This is a genomic window from Aureimonas endophytica, from assembly GCF_014642635.1.
GTDB lineage: Bacteria > Pseudomonadota > Alphaproteobacteria > Rhizobiales > Rhizobiaceae > Plantimonas > Plantimonas endophytica.
This window is the reverse complement of the sequence record NZ_BMIQ01000001.1, coordinates 471427-488122: the sequence shown is the minus strand read 5'-3', so window position 1 is coordinate 488122 and position 16696 is coordinate 471427. Positions and strand designations below refer to the sequence as shown.

Genomic DNA, 16696 nt, shown 5'->3' with positions numbered 1-16696 from the left:
CGCCAACGACAAGAACGGACGCCCGATGGCCGAACGCCCGCAGAGCCTTCAGGACCTCTTTCTCAACACTGTCCGCAAGCAGAAAATCTCGCTGACGATCTTCCTGGTGAACGGCGTGAAGCTCACCGGCGTCGTCACGTCCTTCGACAATTTCTGCGTTCTTCTGCGACGCGACGGTCATTCGCAGCTCGTCTACAAGCATGCGATCTCGACCATCATGCCGTCACAACCGGTTCATATGTACGAGCCCGAAGAATGAGAGCGACGGCATTTTGACGGAATACGAGGAACGGCGGCCCCGCCAGCCGATTGAACACAAGACCGTGGTGACGCGTGCCGCGGTGGTGGTGCCGGTGCTGCGGCAGACGCAGGCGACGGAAGAGGGCGAGACGGTGCCCCGCGCCGACGAAAGCCGTCTGGAGGAAGCGGTCGGGCTCGCGGCGGCGATCGATCTCGAGATCGTTTCGGCGGTGATCGTGCCGGTGTCGAAGCCGCGCCCGGCGACGCTCATCGGCGCCGGCAAGGTGGAAGAGTTGAAGGGCGTCGTCGCGGCCGAGGAGATCGGCCTCGTGATCGTCGATCATCCCCTGACGCCCGTCCAGCAGCGCAATCTCGAAAAGGAACTCGGCGCCAAGGTCCTCGACCGGACCGGCCTGATCCTGGAGATCTTCGGCCGCCGCGCGCGCACCAAGGAAGGCCGCCTGCAGGTCGAGCTCGCGCATCTGAACTATCAGAAGGGCCGGCTCGTGCGCAGCTGGACCCATCTCGAACGCCAGCGCGGTGGCGCCGGCTTTCTCGGCGGTCCCGGCGAGACGCAGATCGAGTCGGATCGTCGGCAGTTGCAGGAGAAGATCGGCCGACTAGAGCGGGAGCTCGAAGCGGTGCGCCGCACGCGCACGCTGCATCGCTCCAAGCGCAAGAAGGCGCCGCACCCGGTCGTGGCGCTGGTCGGCTATACCAATGCCGGCAAGTCGACGCTGTTCAACGCGATCACCGGCGCCGAGGTCCTGGCGAAGGACCTCCTGTTCGCGACTCTCGATCCGACGCTCCGGCGGATCACGCTGCCGCATGGCACGGAAGTGATCCTGTCGGATACGGTCGGCTTCATCTCGGACCTCCCGACCCATCTCGTCGCGGCCTTCCGCGCGACCCTCGAAGAGGTGATCGAAGCGGAACTCGTGCTGCATGTCCGCGACATGGCGAACCACGACGCCTCGGCGCAGGCGGGCGACGTCAACAAGATCCTCGCCGATCTGGAGATCGACACGGCCGATGCCGAGCACGTGGTCGAGGTCTGGAACAAGGTCGACCTCCTGGACGAGGCGGCGCGGGCGGCGCTGGTGACGGCCTCGGAAAGCGGCGCCAAGGGATTGGACGTGCATCTGGTTTCGGCTGTGACGGGCGAGGGGATCGACGCCCTCCTCGCCAATATCGAGACGCGGGTCGCGGGTCGGATCAGCGACATCGCGCTCGACATTCCGGCCGACAGCCTGCCGATCCTGCCCTGGATCTACGAGAACGCCTCGGTGCAGGAGCGCACCGATCGCGAGGATGGCGGCGTGTCGCTGACGGCCGGCATGACGGCCCAGGCCCGGGCCGAGCTGCGACGCATGACCGCCCGTTATCCGGACGTGCGCGTGGCATCGCCCGCCGGCTGAGCGGCGGCCGGCGCGGTCTTCGCTTCGACCCATAAGGCTTCCATCTCGGCCAGCGAAGCCTCGGTGAGCGTGCGGCCAGCCGCCGCCAACTGGCGCTCGATATGGCCGAAGCGGTAGCGGAACTTCGCGACGCAGCCGCGCAGCGCCATTTCGGGGTCGAGGCCGTGGAAGCGGCCGAGATTGACCAGGCTGAACAGGAGATCGCCGAACTCGTCCACCATGTGCTCGCGGTCGTCCTTGGCGAAGGCCTGGTCGAACTCGGCGAATTCCTCCTCGATCTTGGCGCGGATCGGCTCGGCCGCGTCCCAGTCGAACCCGACCGTCGCCGCCTTCTGCTGCACCTTCAGCGCCAGGACGAGCGCCGGAAAATTGCCCGGCACGCTGTCGAGCAGAAGCGGCGCCGCGTCCAGCCGCGCGGACTGCTTCCAGTCTTCGCCGGCGGCGCCTGAGCGTCCATCGAGCCGAGTCGCGAGTTCGGCCTGCCGCAGCGCCTTCTCGGCGCGTTCCTCGGCCTTGATCCGCTCCCATTGGCCCTTGGCCGAACGGGCGCTTCGCGCCACCTCGTCGCCGAAGACATGCGGATGCCGGCGCACCATCTTGCGCGTGATGCCTTCGACCACGTCCTCGAAATCGAAGAAGCCGCGTTCCGCCGCCATCTGCGCGTAATAGACGACCTGAAGCAGGAGATCGCCGAGTTCCTCGCGCAGGTCGTCGGCATCCCGGCGCTCGATCGCGTCGGCCACTTCGTAAGCTTCCTCCAGCGTATAGGGCACGATGGTGTCGAAGCTCTGCTCGATATCCCAGGGACACCCATGCTGCGGATCGCGCAGCGCGGCCATGATCTCGACCAGGCGCCGGATATCGCGCGAAGGCTGCATGACGGAAACCTCATGGCAATCGATGTGAGCCAAGGTCGCTCGCGGCCGGAGCCGACCTTGTCGGAGAGAGGACAAAAGCCGGCCAGGGGTCCTGCGTCAACCGCCGAAGTAGGGCGCCATCGCTATCCATATAAGTTGCATAAGATAGATTATGGAACATTTGCTTTCGCGAAGGGCGGACGCTGTTTGGAGCATGCGTCGCCGTCGGCCTTTCATCTCCCCTGTCGCCGGACGCCGCTCGCAAGCCAGTCGGCGCTCGCACGCGTGCATCGCCTTCGCAGGATATCATCGAGAGATCTGAGGAGGATTTCCGAACGCGTGGCGGCGCGTGCCGCTCAGGTCAGATCGAATTCCAAGACCATGCCGTCGAAGGCCGGACGCACATGACGCGGCAGTTCGCCGAGCAGCGTCTCGTAGTCGAGCGGCGTGTGCATATGCGTCAGCGTCGCGCTCTCGACGCCGAGGCGCTCGATCCAGCCAAGTGCCTGGTCCAGCGACAGATGGCTCGGATGCGGACGGTATTGGAGCGCGTCGATGACGATATGACGGCAACCGCCGAGCGCCCGGATGGCGCCCTGCGGAAAATCGCTGACATCGCTGCAATAGGCCAAGGGCCCGAAGCGGAAGCCGAGCGAATGGATCGCGCCGTGGATCTGGCGGAACGGCAGGATGTCGAGGCGGCCGCCGGCGCCTTCGATGGCGAAGCCCTGGCTTTCCATGATGGCTTGGCGCGTCACGATCGGATCGTAGGAACTGCCGGGTGCGCGTTCGAAGCAATAACGGAACGCCTCGAACATGCGGTCGTAGGTGGCGTCGTCCGCATGGATCGGAATGATGCGGCGCTGGTCGAGGGCAAAGCCGCGCAGATCGTCGATGCCGTGGATATGGTCGGCATGCGGATGCGTCACGAGCACCGCGTCGAGATGCCGGATGCCGCTGGCGATGATCTGCGCCCGCAGATCCGGCCCGCAATCGATCAGCACATTCGTTTCGCCTTGCGCCGAGACGCGCTGCACCAGGGCCGAAGCGCGCAGACGCCGGTTGCGCGGATTGGTCGGGTCGCAGGCGCCCCAGTCGCCAGTGATGCGCGGCGTGCCGGGCGAGGAACCGCAGCCGAGGATCGTGAGGCGCAGCCGGTCGCTCATGCGGCTTTGGCGGCGGCTTGGCGGGGGTCCGGCACTTTCGAGAAGAGCCGGAAGAAATTGTCCGAGGTCCGGGTGGCGAGTTCCTCGAGCGTCAGCCCCTTCACCTCGGCAAGCGCCGCCGCCGTGTCGCGCACGAAGGCGGGTTCGTTGCGCTTGCCCCGGTTCGGCGGCGGCGCGAGATAGGGCGCGTCGGTCTCGACCAGAATCCGGTCATCCGGGATCGTCACGGCGATCGCGCGCAGATCCTCGGACCGCTTAAAGGCCAGGATGCCCGAGAACGAGACGTAGCCGCCGAGCGCCAGACCGTGCTCGGCCAATTCGCGCCCTGCGGTGAAGCAATGGAGGACGAAGCCGAACCGCTCCTGCCTGATCTCGTCCGTCAAGATGCGCATCATGTCGGCATCGCATTCGCGCGAATGGATGACGAGCGGCAGGCCGGTAACCCGCGCCGCCGCGATCTGCTTGCGGAAGACGCGCTCCTGCACCGCAGGCGGCGCGCCCTCGTGGAAGTAATCGAGCCCAGCTTCGCCGATCGCGACGATCTTCGGCTCCGCGGACCAGCGCACATACTCGTCCGTATCGAGATCCGGCTCCTCGCCGGCGCTGAGCGGATGGGTGCCGACCGAGGCATAGACATTCGGATAGGCGCGCGTCAGCTCCAGAAGGCGCGCCAGCCGGGCGACGCGGGTCGAGATCGTCACCATCAGCCGCACGTCGGCCTGTTGCGCCCGCTCGATCAGGGCGTCGCGATCGGCGTCGAAATCCGGGAAATCCAGATGGCAGTGGCTGTCGACGATGAAAGGCGCGGCAGTCATGTCAGACGGTGTCCGGTTCCACGTAGCGCGGGAAGATCGCCGCCGGTGCCGGCATGGCGCGGCCGGCTTCCAGCCGGATGTCGGGCGTCAGTTCGGTGAAGCTGCGCTCGTCCGCCGCCACGGCGAGAATGTCGAGAAGCTTCGCCATACTTTCCGGCATGATCGGCTGAAGCAGGATCGCGACGCGGCGCAGCACCTCGGCCGTGACATAGAGCACGGTCGCCATGCGGGCCGGATCGCTCTTGCGCAGCGCCCAGGGCTCCTGGCCGGCGAAATAGCGGTTCGCCTCGGCGACGACGGCGAAGATCGGCGCCAGCATGGCATGGATCTCCTGCCGGTCGACCGCCTCGCGCGCCGCGATCAGGAGCGCGCCGCTCGTCGACAGGATCGCCTTGTCGGCCTCGCCGAAGGCGCCCGGTTGCGGGACCCGGCCATCGCAATGCTTGGCGATCATCGAGAGCGAGCGCTGCGCGAGATTGCCGAGATCGTTGGCGAGTTCGGAATTGGTGCGGTTGACGATCGCCTCGTGCGAATAGCTGCCATCCTGGCCGAAGGGCACCTCGCGCAGGAAGAAGTAGCGCGCCGCATCGAGCCCGTAATTGGCGACGAGCGAAAACGGATCGACGACATTGCCGACCGATTTCGACATCTTCTCTCCGCGATTGAAGAGAAAGCCATGGGCGAAGACGCGCTTGGGCAGCGGCAGGCCGGCCGAGAGCAGAAAGGCCGGCCAGTAGACGGCGTGGAATCGGACGATGTCCTTGCCGATGACATGCAGATCCGCCGGCCAGAACGCCGCGCGCTCGCCGTCATCGAGAAAGCCGGTCGCCGTCAGATAGTTCGTCAGGGCATCGACCCAGACATACATCACATGCTTCTCGTCGCCGGGCACAGGGATGCCCCAGTCGAAGGTCGTGCGCGAGACCGACAGGTCGCGCAGGCCCTGCCTGACGAAGGAGACGACCTCGTTGCGCCGCTCGGCCGGCCCGACGAAATCGGGATTGGCCTCGTAATGGGCGAGAAGCCGGTCCTGGAAGGCCGAAAGGCGGAAGAAATAGCTTTCCTCCTCGACCCAGGTCACCTGCGTGCCCTGCGGGCCGTAGCGGTTGCCATCGGCCCGAACCTCGGTCTCGTCTTCGGCGTAGAAAGCCTCGTCGCGGACGGAATACCAGCCGGAATAGGCATCCTTGTAGATGTCGCCCGACGCCGCCATGCGGCGCCAGATCTCCTGGCAGGCCAGCTTGTGCCGCTCTTCCGTGGTGCGGATGAAGTCGTCGTTGGACGCGCCGAGCACCTCCGCCATGCGCTGGAACTCGGCCGCGTTGCGATCCGCGAGATCGCGCACGGCGATGCCCTCGGCGCGGGCCGTCTGCAGCATCTTCATGCCGTGCTCGTCCGTGCCGGTAAGGAACATGACGTCGTAGCCGTCGAGCCGCTTGAAGCGGGCGATCGCGTCGGTGGCGATCAGCTCGTAGGCATGGCCGATATGCGGCCTGCCGTTCGGATACGAGATTGCGGTCGTCAGATAGAAGCGTTCGGCCATCGGCTCGTCATCGGAGGGCATCGGGTCCATGCCCTATAGGCGATCGAACGGCCCGCCTCAATCGGCGCGCCGTCACGGTCCTGCCAGGGCGAACCGGCGATGGAAATGGGTCAGCAGCATCTGCTTGCGGTCGAGATTGAAGGCCAGCCCCTCGCGAAAGCGCGCCGCCTCCTCGGCATGGAGCCGGGCGAGGCGCGCCGCGCGGCGCCCCTGCCCGCTGAGCGCCGCCGCCTCGCCGTCCGCCGCGAGCCTTGCGAACAGCGCCGCCAGCGTCAGGTCGAAGCTGGTTTCGCGGCCACGCTGCGTCACCTCGTCGGCCAGCGCCTGGATGCCGTGCCATTCCGGTTCGGGCGCCGCGAACAGGGCATCGAGTCGCTTCTCGATCTCCAGGCCACCGCTGGTGAGAAGCATGATGGCGCCGCGCACGCTGCCTTCGGCCCGCGCAGCGGCCGAGCCGCGATCGGCCTCCGTCGCGGGAATCGCGAGCTCGTCCAGGATGCCGGTCAAGACCGGCGCCGGCAGCGGATCGAGACGCAACACGCGGCAGCGCGAGCGGATCGTCGGCAGCAGCCGGCCGGGCAAGTGATTGACGATGAGGAACAGCGAGCGATCCGGCGGCTCTTCCAGCGTCTTCAGCAGTGCGTTCGCGGCATTGCGGTTCAGGTCGTCCGCCGGATCGACGATCGCGATGCGCCAGCGGTCGTTGCCGGCGGTCGTCTGGAAGAAGCGGTTGAGCTTGCGCACCTCGTCGACGGTGATCTGGGTCTTGAAGCCGCCGCGATCGGCCTCGGCGCGCGTCAGATGCAGGAGATTGGGATGGGAGCCGGAAGCGATCTGCCGCGCCGCGTTCCCGGCATCGTCCCCGCCGAGAAGCTGACGGGCGACGGCGAAGGCGAGCGTCGCCTTGCCGATGCCGCGCGGCCCCTGAAGCAGCCAGGCGTGATGAAGCCGACCCGCGCGATGGGCTGCAAGCAGCTGCGCGAGAGCCGCCTCGTGCCCCCGCAGCCGGTCGTTTTCGGCCGGTGACGGAACGCCTTCGAGCGCATCGTGCTCGGCCGGCGCGAGATCGACGTCGCTCATGCCGGACCCGGTACGGTCGCGGCGGGCTCGGCAGGCGGGAGCCGTCCTTCGCGCCGTCGTCCGTCGAGTCGATCGAGCGCCAGGAAGGCCACTTCGCGCGCCACATCGTCGATGGGACGGTCGCCGTCGACGATCACGCAACGCTGCGGCTCGCTTCGGGCGATCTCCAGAAATCGCTGTCGACGCGCCTCGTGAACGGCGAGCGCCTCGCTCTCGAAACGGTCGGCGACGGCACCGCCCCGGCGTTGGTCCGCCCGGGCGAGCCCGGTCGCGGCCGGGAGGTCGAGCAGCACCGTCAGGTCCGGCTGCGTGGCTCCGATCGCCAAGTGTTCGAGCGCCGCGACGAGGCGCCGGTCAGCGCCGGCGAGACCCTGATAGACGCGGGTCGAATCCTGGAAGCGATCGCAGATGACGACGGAGCCTCGCGCCAGCGCCGGACGGATGACGCTCGTCACATGGTCGGCCCGCGCCGCCGCGAAGAGCAGGATTTCGAGATCCGGCGCCAGCAGCCGGGCGGCGCCGGACAGGATGACATGGCGCAAGGCCTCGCCGCCCGGCGAGCCGCCCGGCTCGCGCGTCGTGAAGGTATCGTAGCCCTTCTCGGCGAGCCGTTCGGCAAGCCGGGCGATCTGCGTCGACTTCCCGCTGCCCTCGCCGCCCTCGAAACTGATGAAGAAGCCGCTCACGCCCGTCTCCGGCCTCACAATGCCCGGATCCAGCCGAAGGCGAGTTCCTGCGCGGCATCGAGCGCCCGCCCGGCGAAGGTGCCCTGCTCCACGGCCCGCGCCGCGAAGAGATCGTAGGACACGCTGACCTGCCGCCCGATCAGGATGTCGAGATGGCCGATTTTCTGGCCGGCCGCCACTGGCGCCTGGATGGGGCCGTCATAGACGATGCGGGCGCTGGCCTCCTCCGGCTTGGCTTGCGGTACGAAGGCGCGGATCGGCTCCCTGGCGACCATGGCGACACTCGGCACGAGGCCGCCATAGACCGCCGCAGCGCCGACCGTCTGTCCCGGCTGGAACAGCGTCTCGCGCCGGAAGGCGCCGTCCGCCCATTCGATCATGCGCCGGGCGTCCGCCTGCCGATCCGCGATCGAGGGCAGGCCGCCGAGGACGACGAAGGTCGTGTGGCCCTCCTTCTCCGTCACGCCGACGATCGAATAGCCGGAGGCCTCGGTATAGCCGGTGCCCATGCCGGTGGCGCCAAGCCCTTCCTGCAGCAGCGGATTGCGGTTGCGCTGGGTGATCTTGTTCCACTCGAACTGCGGCTCGGCATAGATCCGGTAGAGGTCGGGATGGTGCTCCTCGATATGGCGCGCCAGCGCCACGAGATCGCGCGCCGTCACCTTCTGTCCCTCGGCCGGCAGACCGGTCGGATTGACGAAGGTCGAGCCTGTCAGGCCGAGCTGGCGGGCGCGCTCGTTCATCAGGCCGGCGAAGGCCTCCTCGGACCCCGCCATGCCTTCCGCGATCACGATCGCCGCGTCATTGGCCGCCTGCACGATCGTGCCCCGGATCAGCGCCTCCAGCGGCACGTCGGATTTCAGCTTGGCGAACATGGTCGAGGTGCCGGAGGGCGCGCCGCCGGTGCGCCAGGCATGGTCGCTGACACGAAAATTCTGATCGAGCGCCAGCTTCTTGGTTTCAAGTGCCTCGAACACGACCTCCATCGTCATCAGCTTCGCGAGCGAGGCCGGACGGAACGGCTGGTCGGCATCCTTCTCGAAGAGGATCGCACCCGTCTCGCCGTCGAGGACGAGCGCCTGTTTCGCCTTGGTCTGCTCCGGCGCCCATGGCTCCGCCGCCGTGGCGGGAAAGGCGGCACCGAGCGAAAGCCCGAGCGCCAGCAAGGCGGCGATCCGGCGCGATCGCGGCCGGCCCGGCGCGCCGGCCGCGGGATGATCGTCAAATTGAAGAAAGGGCATCATGGAAATGGGCGCGCGGATTCTGCTGCGATGGAGCATAGCGCAGATCGGTCCCGAAAGGTGAGTGGAAAGCGCGCGTCGCGGCGGCGCGGCGCCCCGTCAATCGCGAAGAACGAAGGCGTCCGCGACACCGTCCCGCCAGAGTTCCCGCAGCACGGTATCGGCATCGGCTGCCGCCGCGATCTCCATGGCATAGGTCATGGCCCCCTCGCCCGCGTCGGCGATCAACGCGCCGCCATTGCGGGCGGCGAGGTCGCGCAGGAGGCCGAGCTTGGCGGCGTCGGAAACGGCGCCGATCTCGATGCGCTGGGGTTTCGCCCCGAGCGGGCGCGCCAAGGCGCCGAGCGGCGCCGCCGCGCCGGGGCGCGAGGCCGCCTTGATCGCCGGCGCATAGGAGGCGACCACCGAGGGGACGCGATCGGGGCGCCGGGTCGGAAGCGTCACCCGCCGGCCCGTCTCGCTCGTCGCCGCGTCGCGGATGATCGAGTCGATGCTGGCCGCGTCATTCGCCGGCTTCGCGGCGGTCGTCGCCGTTCGCGCCGGCATCCGTGCCAGGGTGGCGTAGCCCGGCACGTTCGACTGTTCGTTCATCGCCAGCATCACGCCGGTCGGCAGCCCGTCATTGACGGAAGGCGCCACGTTGCCGGGCCGATAGCTCGCCATCAGCATGGGCGTGTCGTCGCCCTCGAGCGGCGCCTTGCCGATATATTCCACCTTGATCCGGCCGAGACCGGTCGACTTGTAGCCGAGCATGTCGGCCGCCTTCGACGACAGGTCCATCATTCGATCGGCCACATAGGGGCCGCGATCGTTGATGCGGACGACGACATTCGCGCCGGTCTCCATATTCGTGACGCGCGCATAGGAGGGCAGCGGAAAGGTCGGATGAGCCCCCGACAGGCCGAACATGTCGTAGACTTCGCCATTCGCGGTCAGACGACCATGGAAGCTGGAACCATACCAGGAGGCATTGCCGACCTGGACATAGCCCGGCTGCTCCTTGGGATAGTACCACTTGCCCTTGACCTTGTAGGGCCGACCGAGCTGCTCGCGACCGCCGCCCTTCGGAACCTTGACGAGATCGGTGACGCGCGGGCTGGCCTTCACGCCATATTCGGATTCGGTAAACCGCTCCTTTGGATCGCTCTTGATGCGCTTGGCGGTCTCGTGCTTGACCTCGGACTGGCACCCGCCGAGGAAAAGCGCAGCGACGACGAAAGCCGAAACGGTCGCGCCCTTCCCCCACATCATCCGGCCATCCTGCATGCCAAGGTCCCCGACCGCTTCGTTCGCAAGGGATCGCAGCCATCCGGCTTCGAGGCGCCCCCGCGCCATCCCTCGCCGCAGAACGTTACCAAGAGATTAAATCGAGTTTCAATCACGCGGGCCGAGTCTCGACAGGCCCTACGCAAGAAAAACGAACTTGACCGCAGCCAATCTGCAACATTGCAGCAATGCGATGGCATGGTTAACGGGAGGTATGTCCCGAAGTCGACTCCAGGCGACGGGGATCTCGTTTATACGCCTGTGCTACAAGGGTTTTTGTTGTTCCAAAGCGCGGACCATCGCAGCGCCGAAGCATCAAACAGACCTAGTTGAAACCTTCGGGACGCCTCGAATCCGCCATCAAATGGCCCGATTCTGCGATCTGATCGAAAGACTTCACGAATTGTAACAAATACGGTCGCGAGACCCGGTTCTCGGCTGTGAGGACGTTGCCGGCGTCGAACCGTTGGGCGAAGCCGCCCGGACTTCGATTGCCATCGGATGTGAGAGACGGAAGCCGGCCGCCATCGCATCGGTCATCCGAGCCGTGCGATGGCGACCCATTACCTCAGGCCGCCTTCCAGCGAACCGCGAGGCTTTCGCGGAACGCGAAGCGCTCCAGATGGCGGATCACGACATCCTGGAGTTGCTCCAACTGTGCCTCGTCCGGCGCTTCGAGACGCAAGGTCAAGGCTTCGTCGTCTGCCGCCAGGCGGCAATCGCCGATCGTGAACTCGATCCGCCCGGCACGCTCATCGAAAGAGACAGGGCGCTTGTGGGCGAAGTGCTTGCAGAGCTGCTGGAGATAGCGGCTCGCATGGGCCGTAGTGATGCGCGCCTCGCGGCGGACCAGCTCGGCCGGTTCCGTCGCAGGGCCGCTCATCGGCTGCGCTCCACCGCGAGAGCCGCCGCGTCGAGGGCGGAAGCGATGGCCTCGGCCGCCGTCTCGTCCAGCGGTCCCGTCCGCAGCCGCAGCCGCATCGCGAGCTTCAGGTTCTCCATGGCGCGCAGCACCGGCGGGGGCATGTCCGGCCGGCGGCCGCCTTCCCCATGCGCGCCGCGTGCCAGAAGATCGTCGGCGGCCGCCCGGTTGGCGGTCAGGAAGGCCTCGCCCTCCGGCGTGACGCGGTAGCGCTTGCGGGCACCGCTTTCTGCTTCCACGACGGCGTAGCCCATGTCGTCGAGCCAGGCGAGCGTCGGGTAGATGACGCCCGGACTCGGGCTGTAGCTGCCGCCGAAACGCTCTTCGATGGCCTTGATGATCTCGTAACCGTGACGCGGGGTCTCGGCGAGCATGGCGAGAACGAGGAGCCGCAACTCGCCGTAGTCGAAGGGCCGCCCGCCACGGCGCCCCCCTTCGTGATGCGGGCCGCGATGCCGCCCATGATGGCGGTGCGGATGATGATCGCCGTTGCGTTCGGCATGGAAGAAATGCGGGTCGCACCCGTGATGATGATCGTGTTTCATGATTCCGATATATATCGAGATATGTTCGCAATCAAGATATATCGAAACATATTCCGTGCCGCCGGCATCGTCCTCGCCGGGGCGTTGCGGAAAGTCGAACAAAGCGCAGCCGTATGGTCGGCACGCGCCATGCAAAGGTGCTCGTAAACGCGGCGATGGAACCAGCGCGACTCCTCGTGGATTCGTCCCTGGTCAGCCAAGAGGGAAGCTGCCATGTCCGCATCGGAAACCGTGAAGGCGCTCGAGCGCAACCTGATCACCGAAGACGAGGCTTTGGAGCAGGCGATGGTCGATGATCTCAACGATCTTTACCGCAAGGCCGTGCTCGAACTCGCGCCGCATCTCGCGGCGGAAGCGACGGAGTTGCGCTCACGCCTGTACTGATCGCTTCGGTTCCCCGAACCGCGGTCCTGGGCCGGGTTGTCCGATCTGCGAAGACAACGGCTCGGCGGAGCGCCGTGAAGCCTTGCTAACGGTGACGCCTGCCCGCTCGGCAATCGTTCTATCCAAGGCTATCGACGTCTCGCGATTCCGATTGGGCAAGGACATCGCGCGTCCGCAACAGGTTGACGCGACGATCCGGCGAGCGGTAAAGGCGGAGCAGAAAGACCGTTCGGTGGAGAATGGCCGCGATCGCCCCTGTCGGGCCTCGCGCCAGCCGGAATTCTTCAGCGAAAACAAGGCACGGATGGGTGGCCGAGCGGTTGAAGGCACCGGTCTTGAAAACCGGCGGGCGGGAAACCGTCTCGTGGGTTCGAATCCCACCCCATCCGCCAATTTCCGATCTCCGCCAATCTCGTGCGCTCCTTAAAGCGCTAGGTTCGCACGCGAAAATCGCGCATCGTCCTTCTCACCTCAACCGCAGGGATCTTGCCGAAGCGCCTCAGTATCCTCACATCTCTGCGATCGACCGCATGGGAAAGATTCGCGTTGATCGCCGTCGTGTGTATGAAATGGGGCACGGCGTTCGGACCGGACTATGTCAACGTGCTGTATCGCGGCGTTGCCGCGCACCTGTCGCAGCCGTTTCGCTTCTACTGCTTCACCGACGATCCCGCCGGATTGTCGAGCGGGATCATCGCTCGCCCCTTGCCGGATTCGACGCTCTCCGCCGATCCCGACCGGCGCTGGCATGGGGGGCGCTGGCCCAAGATCGGGTTGTTCCGGCCGGGGCTGATCGCGGAGGATCAGGCGCTGTATCTCGACCTCGACGTCGTGATCACGGGTGGGCTCGATCCATTGGTCGAGCGCCAGCGGAGCTTGGGAGGGCTCCATATCCTGCGGGAATGGAGCCCAGGCCTCTGGAATCTTCTGCCGCTCGCCCTTCGCCCCGATCGCGGTGCGCAGTCCTCCGTCTTCGCGTGGCGGCCGAGCGAACAACATCATCTATACGAGGCGCTGCACAGCGCGCCGGACCGCGTTCTCGCCGCCTTTCGGAACGATCAGCAGTTTATCGGCCATGCGGCGGCGCATCCGCATTACTGGCCGCAGGGCTGGGCGGTCAGCTTCAAGAAGCACTGCGTCTGGCATTATCCGCTCAACCTCGTCTTCCCCGAACCGCGCAAGCCCGCCGGCGCGCGGATCGTCGTCTTCCACGGCAAACCGCGACCGCATCAGGTGGCGCGCGAAGGGAACCGGCGTTGGGGAACCCGGCGTCGCTTCGGCTTCGGTCCGGTTTCCTGGGTCCGGGACTACTGGTCGGATCGTCCGTCAGCTGCACCGGCCGCCGCCAGCTTCGACTTCAGCGATCCCACGGAGGTATGAAGCGGGTGTCCTGATAATCCGTCATGAAGCCGGAATGGACGGGGTCCAGCCAGCGCTCGTCCTTCATGAAGCCGATGGCGGCGATCGTCCGCCGATCCGATAGCGTCGCGACGTCGAGCCGACTGCGGAAACTGCCCGGTTCCCCGACATCCTCGAGGACGTCGAGACGGGGCAGATCCTCGGCCGCCACCCGGTAGAGTTCGCCCTGCACAGGCAGCCCCATGCCCGGCCGATCCAGCATGACCGGCCCGAAGAACGGCATGGCGATGACGAGCGGATAGGGCTGGACCGTCCGGCAGGCACCGACGAATTCGGCGCCGAAAAGCCCTTTCTCGAACAGAGGAAAGCCGCGCTTCAGGGTGCCGTAGACGAATACATATTCCATGCGCATTTCAAAGCGCAGCGATACGCAGCGTTCCAGCCTTACGATTCACATCGCTGAGTTCGCGATTTGATCGGCAACCGGCTCGGCCGATCTGGATGTGGTGGGCCATCTTTCGCCTCGCGGTTCCGGCCCGTCGCTCGATACGACAGCGTCGAACGCCCTCTCGCAAGCATCCATAGCATTCTAAGACAGCTACAGTTTCGATGTCTAATGGTTGCGGCTGGAACTCCAACTATTGATCCGAATTTCGGATGCAGGCGATCTCGCTTTGCCTGTCTTCGAACCCAAAGATCGAAAGACCATGAACAATATCATCTATCTGATCGGCCTGATCGTCGTCGTTCTCGCTGTCCTTTCCTTCTTCGGCTTGCGTTGAGGATGAGTCCCATGACTTCTGATTTCGGCGACCGCAACAAGACAGGTCCTGCGGGCACAGGCGGCGGGAATGACCCTTCTCGGCCGCAATCGGCAGGATCCGAGAGGTCAATTCTGCCGGACGAGCGGGCCTTCGGGCAGACGCTCGATCCAGAACCCGGCCGCAGGAGAGATACCGCGAGCGTCGCCTCCACCCCACGCGATGAGGTGCCCAGAAAGAGCGATCGTCAGAGTGCCGGCCCGGCGCTGCATGACGACAAGCATCGGCTGGAAAGCGCCATCAAGCGCGAGACGGCGGACGCCAAGGATGCGGCGCGCACGGCCTATGAAGGAGCCAAGCAGCAGGCCGAAGACCTGTCCGCCTCGGTCAAGGCGCATGTTGCCGCCGAGGCCGAAGCCGGCATGGACAAGGCGGGTTCGAGCCTCGGCGATTTCGCGAGTGCGATCCGCAAGGCCTCGGAGGAACTCGGCGAGCGGGATCAGTCGATGGCCGCGAACATGATGCGCGAGGTCGCTTCCGGCATCGAGCAGGCCGCGACCTCGATCCAGGGGCGCAGCCTGCCGGAACTCGGCCGATCGGTCGCCGGCTTCGCTCGCCGCCAGCCCACCGCCTTCCTGCTGGGCGCGACTTTAGCGGGAATCGCGCTCGGACGCCTTGCCCGCGCGTCCGGCGGCCATGGCGGAAGCGAGACGCGGTCGGCCGGCACGCCGCTCGGGCAGGGCTCGCCCGCTCCGGACGGCGATCGACCGGGGGCGGCTCCGCCTTCCGCTTCGGGGCAAAGGCCGCCCGGCTTCGGTTCGCCATCGGCGGCGCGAGCTTACGCACCGCCCTCCTCCGCTGCGGTCCGCGACGACGCCGCTGCGGCGGCCGGCGCCGGACTGGAGAAGCAGTCCGCTTCGAGTTCCGTTTCGACGCCGTTGCCGGGAGACAACGACCATGCCCGATGAGCCGCGGGAAACGAAATCCGTCCCGGATCTCCTGACCGGGCTCATCCGCGAGACGACGGACCTCGTTCGCACCGAGGCGCAATTGCTGCGCTCCGAGGTCTCCGACAAGTTCGCGCAGTTGCAGGTCGCGGGCGGTTCGCTCGTCGCCGGCGCCATCTGCCTTCTCGTCGCCCTTCTGACCCTGACGGCGGCGCTGGTGACCGCCGTGTCGAAGATCGGCGATCCCGATATCGGCCCCGGCTGGGCCGCCCTGATCGTCGGTGTCGTCATCGCCGTGATCGGCGCCGCGCTGCTGGCCAAGGGTCGGCGCGATCTGGAGCCGGTCGATCTCGCGCCCTCGCGGACGGCGCGTCAGCTCGGCGAAGATACGAAGGTGGTGAAAGGACAGCTGCGATGAGCACGGATACCGAACGGCTCGAACGCGAGGCCGAGGCCCGCCGCTCGTCCCTCAACGAGACGATCGAGGAGCTGCGCAACCGCATGTCGCCGGGACAGATCCTGGACGAGGCGGTGGATTATTTCGGCAAGGGACAGGCGAATGCCGCCATGCAAAATCTCGGGCGCCAGGTCCGGGACAATCCACTGGCTCTCGGACTGGTCGGCGCGGGCCTTGCCTGGCTCGTTCTCGGCAACGGCGCTCGAACCGCCTCGCCCCATGGCGGCAGCGCGTCGTCGGACAGCCATCCCGCCTATGACGAAAGTCTGGGCTCGGAAAGCGGTATTGCGTCCTCGATGGCGGCCGGATCGGATAAGGGACGTTCCCCCGGCCTCGGCGACCGGCTCGCCGATGCGGCATCCTCCGCCACGGGCGCCATGTCGAACGCGGCCTCGTCCCTGGCATCCGGCGCATCGGCTGCGGCGTCGCGTGTCGGCTCCACGGCATCCGGCGCCGGAGCGCATCTTCGCCAGGCGCACGAGGCGACCTCGTCCGGCATCCATTCGATCGGCGGCGGTGCCTATCGGACAGGCGCGCAGATGCGACGCGGGCTTCTCGACACCCTCCAGGACGAACCCTTGGTCTTCGGCGCCATCGCCCTCGCGGTCGGCGCCGCCATCGGGGCGTCCCTACCCTCGACCAGCATCGAGGACGAATATCTCGGCGATGCCGGCGATCGCCTGCGCGACCAGGCACGCGACTACGGCACGCAAGCCTTCGAGACCGTGAAGGATGTCGCGAGCGAGACCTATCAGGCGGCGAGCCAAGAAGCCGAGAAGCAAGGGCTGATGCCCAAAGGCGACGGCGACACGCTCGCTTCCAAGATCTCGAATGTCGTCGGAGCGGCAGGCGAGGCCGTGCGGGATCATCGAACGAACGGCTGACCGTCCGTTTCCGTCCCGGCAAGGCATTTCGGCCTCCCGCCGACCGAGGCCGGGATTTCGCTGCGAAAAGCAGCGCTTGCCGCGGACGGCTTCCCCATCTACCAGCCCTTCCAGGTTACTGTGGC

Annotated in this window: 19 protein-coding genes and 1 tRNA gene; 9 read left to right on the top strand and 11 right to left on the bottom strand. The window is 66.6% G+C overall.

The window, feature by feature from the left end; translation table 11 throughout:
• Positions 1-25 precede the first annotated feature (25 nt).
• Positions 26-259 carry an RNA chaperone Hfq gene (hfq, locus tag IEY14_RS02450; RefSeq protein WP_188906619.1) on the top strand — a complete coding sequence of 78 codons (234 nt, stop codon included), beginning with the start codon at positions 26-28 and terminating at the stop codon, positions 257-259.
• Entirely contained in the window at positions 201-1658 is a 1458-nt protein-coding gene (hflX, locus tag IEY14_RS02445; protein ID WP_188906618.1) for a GTPase HflX, read from the top strand. The genes hfq and hflX overlap by 59 nt, the downstream gene beginning before the upstream one ends.
• Here the strand turns inward: hflX and mazG are convergent.
• The 10 genes from mazG to IEY14_RS02395 form a co-directional block, all read right to left on the bottom strand.
• Entirely contained in the window at positions 1622-2536 is a 915-nt protein-coding gene (mazG, locus tag IEY14_RS02440) for a nucleoside triphosphate pyrophosphohydrolase (protein ID WP_188906617.1), read from the bottom strand. The two genes, hflX and mazG, sit on opposite strands and share 37 nt — an antisense overlap.
• A 335-nt stretch (positions 2537-2871) precedes the next feature.
• Positions 2872-3681, bottom strand: a complete 810-nt coding sequence (locus tag IEY14_RS02435) for an MBL fold metallo-hydrolase (RefSeq protein WP_188906616.1) — start codon at positions 3679-3681, stop codon at positions 2872-2874.
• Entirely contained in the window at positions 3678-4496 is an 819-nt protein-coding gene (locus IEY14_RS02430) for a TatD family hydrolase (protein ID WP_188906615.1), read from the bottom strand. The genes IEY14_RS02435 and IEY14_RS02430 overlap by 4 nt, the downstream gene beginning before the upstream one ends.
• Before the next feature lies 1 nt (position 4497).
• On the bottom strand, positions 4498-6039 hold the full coding sequence (gene metG, locus IEY14_RS02425) for a methionine--tRNA ligase (protein ID WP_188907359.1): 1542 nt from the start codon (positions 6037-6039) through the stop codon (positions 4498-4500).
• A 72-nt stretch (positions 6040-6111) separates the two neighbouring features.
• Positions 6112-7119 carry a DNA polymerase III subunit delta' gene (locus IEY14_RS02420; RefSeq protein ID WP_188906614.1) on the bottom strand — a complete coding sequence of 336 codons (1008 nt, stop codon included), beginning with the start codon at positions 7117-7119 and terminating at the stop codon, positions 6112-6114.
• Positions 7116-7805, bottom strand: a complete 690-nt coding sequence (gene tmk, locus IEY14_RS02415) for a dTMP kinase (RefSeq protein ID WP_188906613.1) — start codon at positions 7803-7805, stop codon at positions 7116-7118. The genes IEY14_RS02420 and tmk overlap by 4 nt, the downstream gene beginning before the upstream one ends.
• Positions 7806-7819: 14 nt before the next feature.
• Positions 7820-8968, bottom strand: a complete 1149-nt coding sequence (locus IEY14_RS02410) for a D-alanyl-D-alanine carboxypeptidase family protein (RefSeq protein WP_373288926.1) — start codon at positions 8966-8968, stop codon at positions 7820-7822.
• 177 nt (positions 8969-9145) lie between these two features.
• Positions 9146-10297, bottom strand: coding sequence for a septal ring lytic transglycosylase RlpA family protein (locus tag IEY14_RS02405; RefSeq protein WP_188906612.1), 1152 nt, complete (start codon positions 10295-10297; stop codon positions 9146-9148).
• A 583-nt stretch (positions 10298-10880) separates the two neighbouring features.
• Positions 10881-11195 (bottom strand): DUF2218 domain-containing protein, encoded by a 315-nt coding sequence (locus IEY14_RS02400; RefSeq protein WP_188906611.1) that lies wholly within the window; start codon positions 11193-11195, stop codon positions 10881-10883.
• Complete coding sequence (locus tag IEY14_RS02395; RefSeq protein ID WP_188906610.1) at positions 11192-11779, bottom strand: PadR family transcriptional regulator; 588 nt, start codon at positions 11777-11779, stop codon at positions 11192-11194. The genes IEY14_RS02400 and IEY14_RS02395 overlap by 4 nt, the downstream gene beginning before the upstream one ends.
• Positions 11780-11992: 213 nt before the next feature.
• Between IEY14_RS02395 and IEY14_RS02390 the strand changes: the two genes are divergently transcribed.
• The 3 genes from IEY14_RS02390 to IEY14_RS02380 all read left to right on the top strand — a co-directional run bounded on the left by IEY14_RS02390 (position 11993) and on the right by IEY14_RS02380 (position 13543).
• On the top strand, positions 11993-12163 hold the full coding sequence (locus IEY14_RS02390) for a hypothetical protein (RefSeq protein ID WP_188906609.1): 171 nt from the start codon (positions 11993-11995) through the stop codon (positions 12161-12163).
• Positions 12164-12465: 302 nt separating this feature from the next.
• A tRNA-Ser gene (locus tag IEY14_RS02385) sits at positions 12466-12555 on the top strand.
• A 154-nt stretch (positions 12556-12709) separates the two neighbouring features.
• A complete protein-coding gene (locus IEY14_RS02380; RefSeq protein WP_188906608.1) occupies positions 12710-13543 on the top strand; it encodes a glycosyltransferase family protein in 834 nt (277 codons plus the stop codon).
• On the opposite strand, the gene IEY14_RS02375 is transcribed toward IEY14_RS02380, so the two are convergent.
• A complete protein-coding gene (locus IEY14_RS02375; RefSeq protein ID WP_188906607.1) occupies positions 13521-13928 on the bottom strand; it encodes a gamma-glutamylcyclotransferase family protein in 408 nt (135 codons plus the stop codon). The two genes, IEY14_RS02380 and IEY14_RS02375, sit on opposite strands and share 23 nt — an antisense overlap.
• A gap of 214 nt (positions 13929-14142) precedes the next feature.
• Here IEY14_RS02375 and IEY14_RS02370 point away from each other — a divergent pair, with 214 nt between their 5' ends.
• From IEY14_RS02370 to IEY14_RS02355, 4 genes are read left to right on the top strand one after another with little or no spacing between them, the layout of a single operon-like run.
• Positions 14143-14304: a hypothetical protein gene (locus tag IEY14_RS02370; RefSeq protein ID WP_188907409.1), complete on the top strand. Its 162-nt coding sequence runs from the start codon at positions 14143-14145 to the stop codon at positions 14302-14304.
• 11 nt (positions 14305-14315) lie between these two features.
• Positions 14316-15251 carry a hypothetical protein gene (locus IEY14_RS02365; protein WP_188906606.1) on the top strand — a complete coding sequence of 312 codons (936 nt, stop codon included), beginning with the start codon at positions 14316-14318 and terminating at the stop codon, positions 15249-15251.
• Positions 15241-15648 carry a phage holin family protein gene (locus IEY14_RS02360; RefSeq protein WP_188906605.1) on the top strand — a complete coding sequence of 136 codons (408 nt, stop codon included), beginning with the start codon at positions 15241-15243 and terminating at the stop codon, positions 15646-15648. The genes IEY14_RS02365 and IEY14_RS02360 overlap by 11 nt, the downstream gene beginning before the upstream one ends.
• Positions 15645-16571 (top strand): DUF3618 domain-containing protein, encoded by a 927-nt coding sequence (locus tag IEY14_RS02355; protein ID WP_188906604.1) that lies wholly within the window; start codon positions 15645-15647, stop codon positions 16569-16571. The genes IEY14_RS02360 and IEY14_RS02355 overlap by 4 nt, the downstream gene beginning before the upstream one ends.
• Positions 16572-16696 lie beyond the last annotated feature (125 nt).

Coding starts and splice junctions, on each gene's coding strand:
- hfq (WP_188906619.1), top strand. CDS start 26: ATGGCCGAACGCCCGCAGAGCCTTCAGGACCTCTTTCTCAACACTGTC.
- hflX (WP_188906618.1), top strand. CDS start 201: ATGCGATCTCGACCATCATGCCGTCACAACCGGTTCATATGTACGAGC.
- mazG (WP_188906617.1), bottom strand. CDS start 2,536: ATGCAGCCTTCGCGCGATATCCGGCGCCTGGTCGAGATCATGGCCGCG.
- IEY14_RS02435 (WP_188906616.1), bottom strand. CDS start 3,681: ATGAGCGACCGGCTGCGCCTCACGATCCTCGGCTGCGGTTCCTCGCCC.
- IEY14_RS02430 (WP_188906615.1), bottom strand. CDS start 4,496: ATGACTGCCGCGCCTTTCATCGTCGACAGCCACTGCCATCTGGATTTC.
- metG (WP_188907359.1), bottom strand. CDS start 6,039: ATGGCCGAACGCTTCTATCTGACGACCGCAATCTCGTATCCGAACGGC.
- IEY14_RS02420 (WP_188906614.1), bottom strand. CDS start 7,119: ATGAGCGACGTCGATCTCGCGCCGGCCGAGCACGATGCGCTCGAAGGC.
- IEY14_RS02405 (WP_188906612.1), bottom strand. CDS start 10,297: ATGATGTGGGGGAAGGGCGCGACCGTTTCGGCTTTCGTCGTCGCTGCG.
- IEY14_RS02400 (WP_188906611.1), bottom strand. CDS start 11,195: ATGAGCGGCCCTGCGACGGAACCGGCCGAGCTGGTCCGCCGCGAGGCG.
- IEY14_RS02395 (WP_188906610.1), bottom strand. CDS start 11,779: ATGAAACACGATCATCATCACGGGTGCGACCCGCATTTCTTCCATGCC.
- IEY14_RS02390 (WP_188906609.1), top strand. CDS start 11,993: ATGTCCGCATCGGAAACCGTGAAGGCGCTCGAGCGCAACCTGATCACC.
- IEY14_RS02375 (WP_188906607.1), bottom strand. CDS start 13,928: ATGGAATATGTATTCGTCTACGGCACCCTGAAGCGCGGCTTTCCTCTG.
- IEY14_RS02365 (WP_188906606.1), top strand. CDS start 14,316: ATGACTTCTGATTTCGGCGACCGCAACAAGACAGGTCCTGCGGGCACA.
- IEY14_RS02360 (WP_188906605.1), top strand. CDS start 15,241: ATGCCCGATGAGCCGCGGGAAACGAAATCCGTCCCGGATCTCCTGACC.
- IEY14_RS02355 (WP_188906604.1), top strand. CDS start 15,645: ATGAGCACGGATACCGAACGGCTCGAACGCGAGGCCGAGGCCCGCCGC.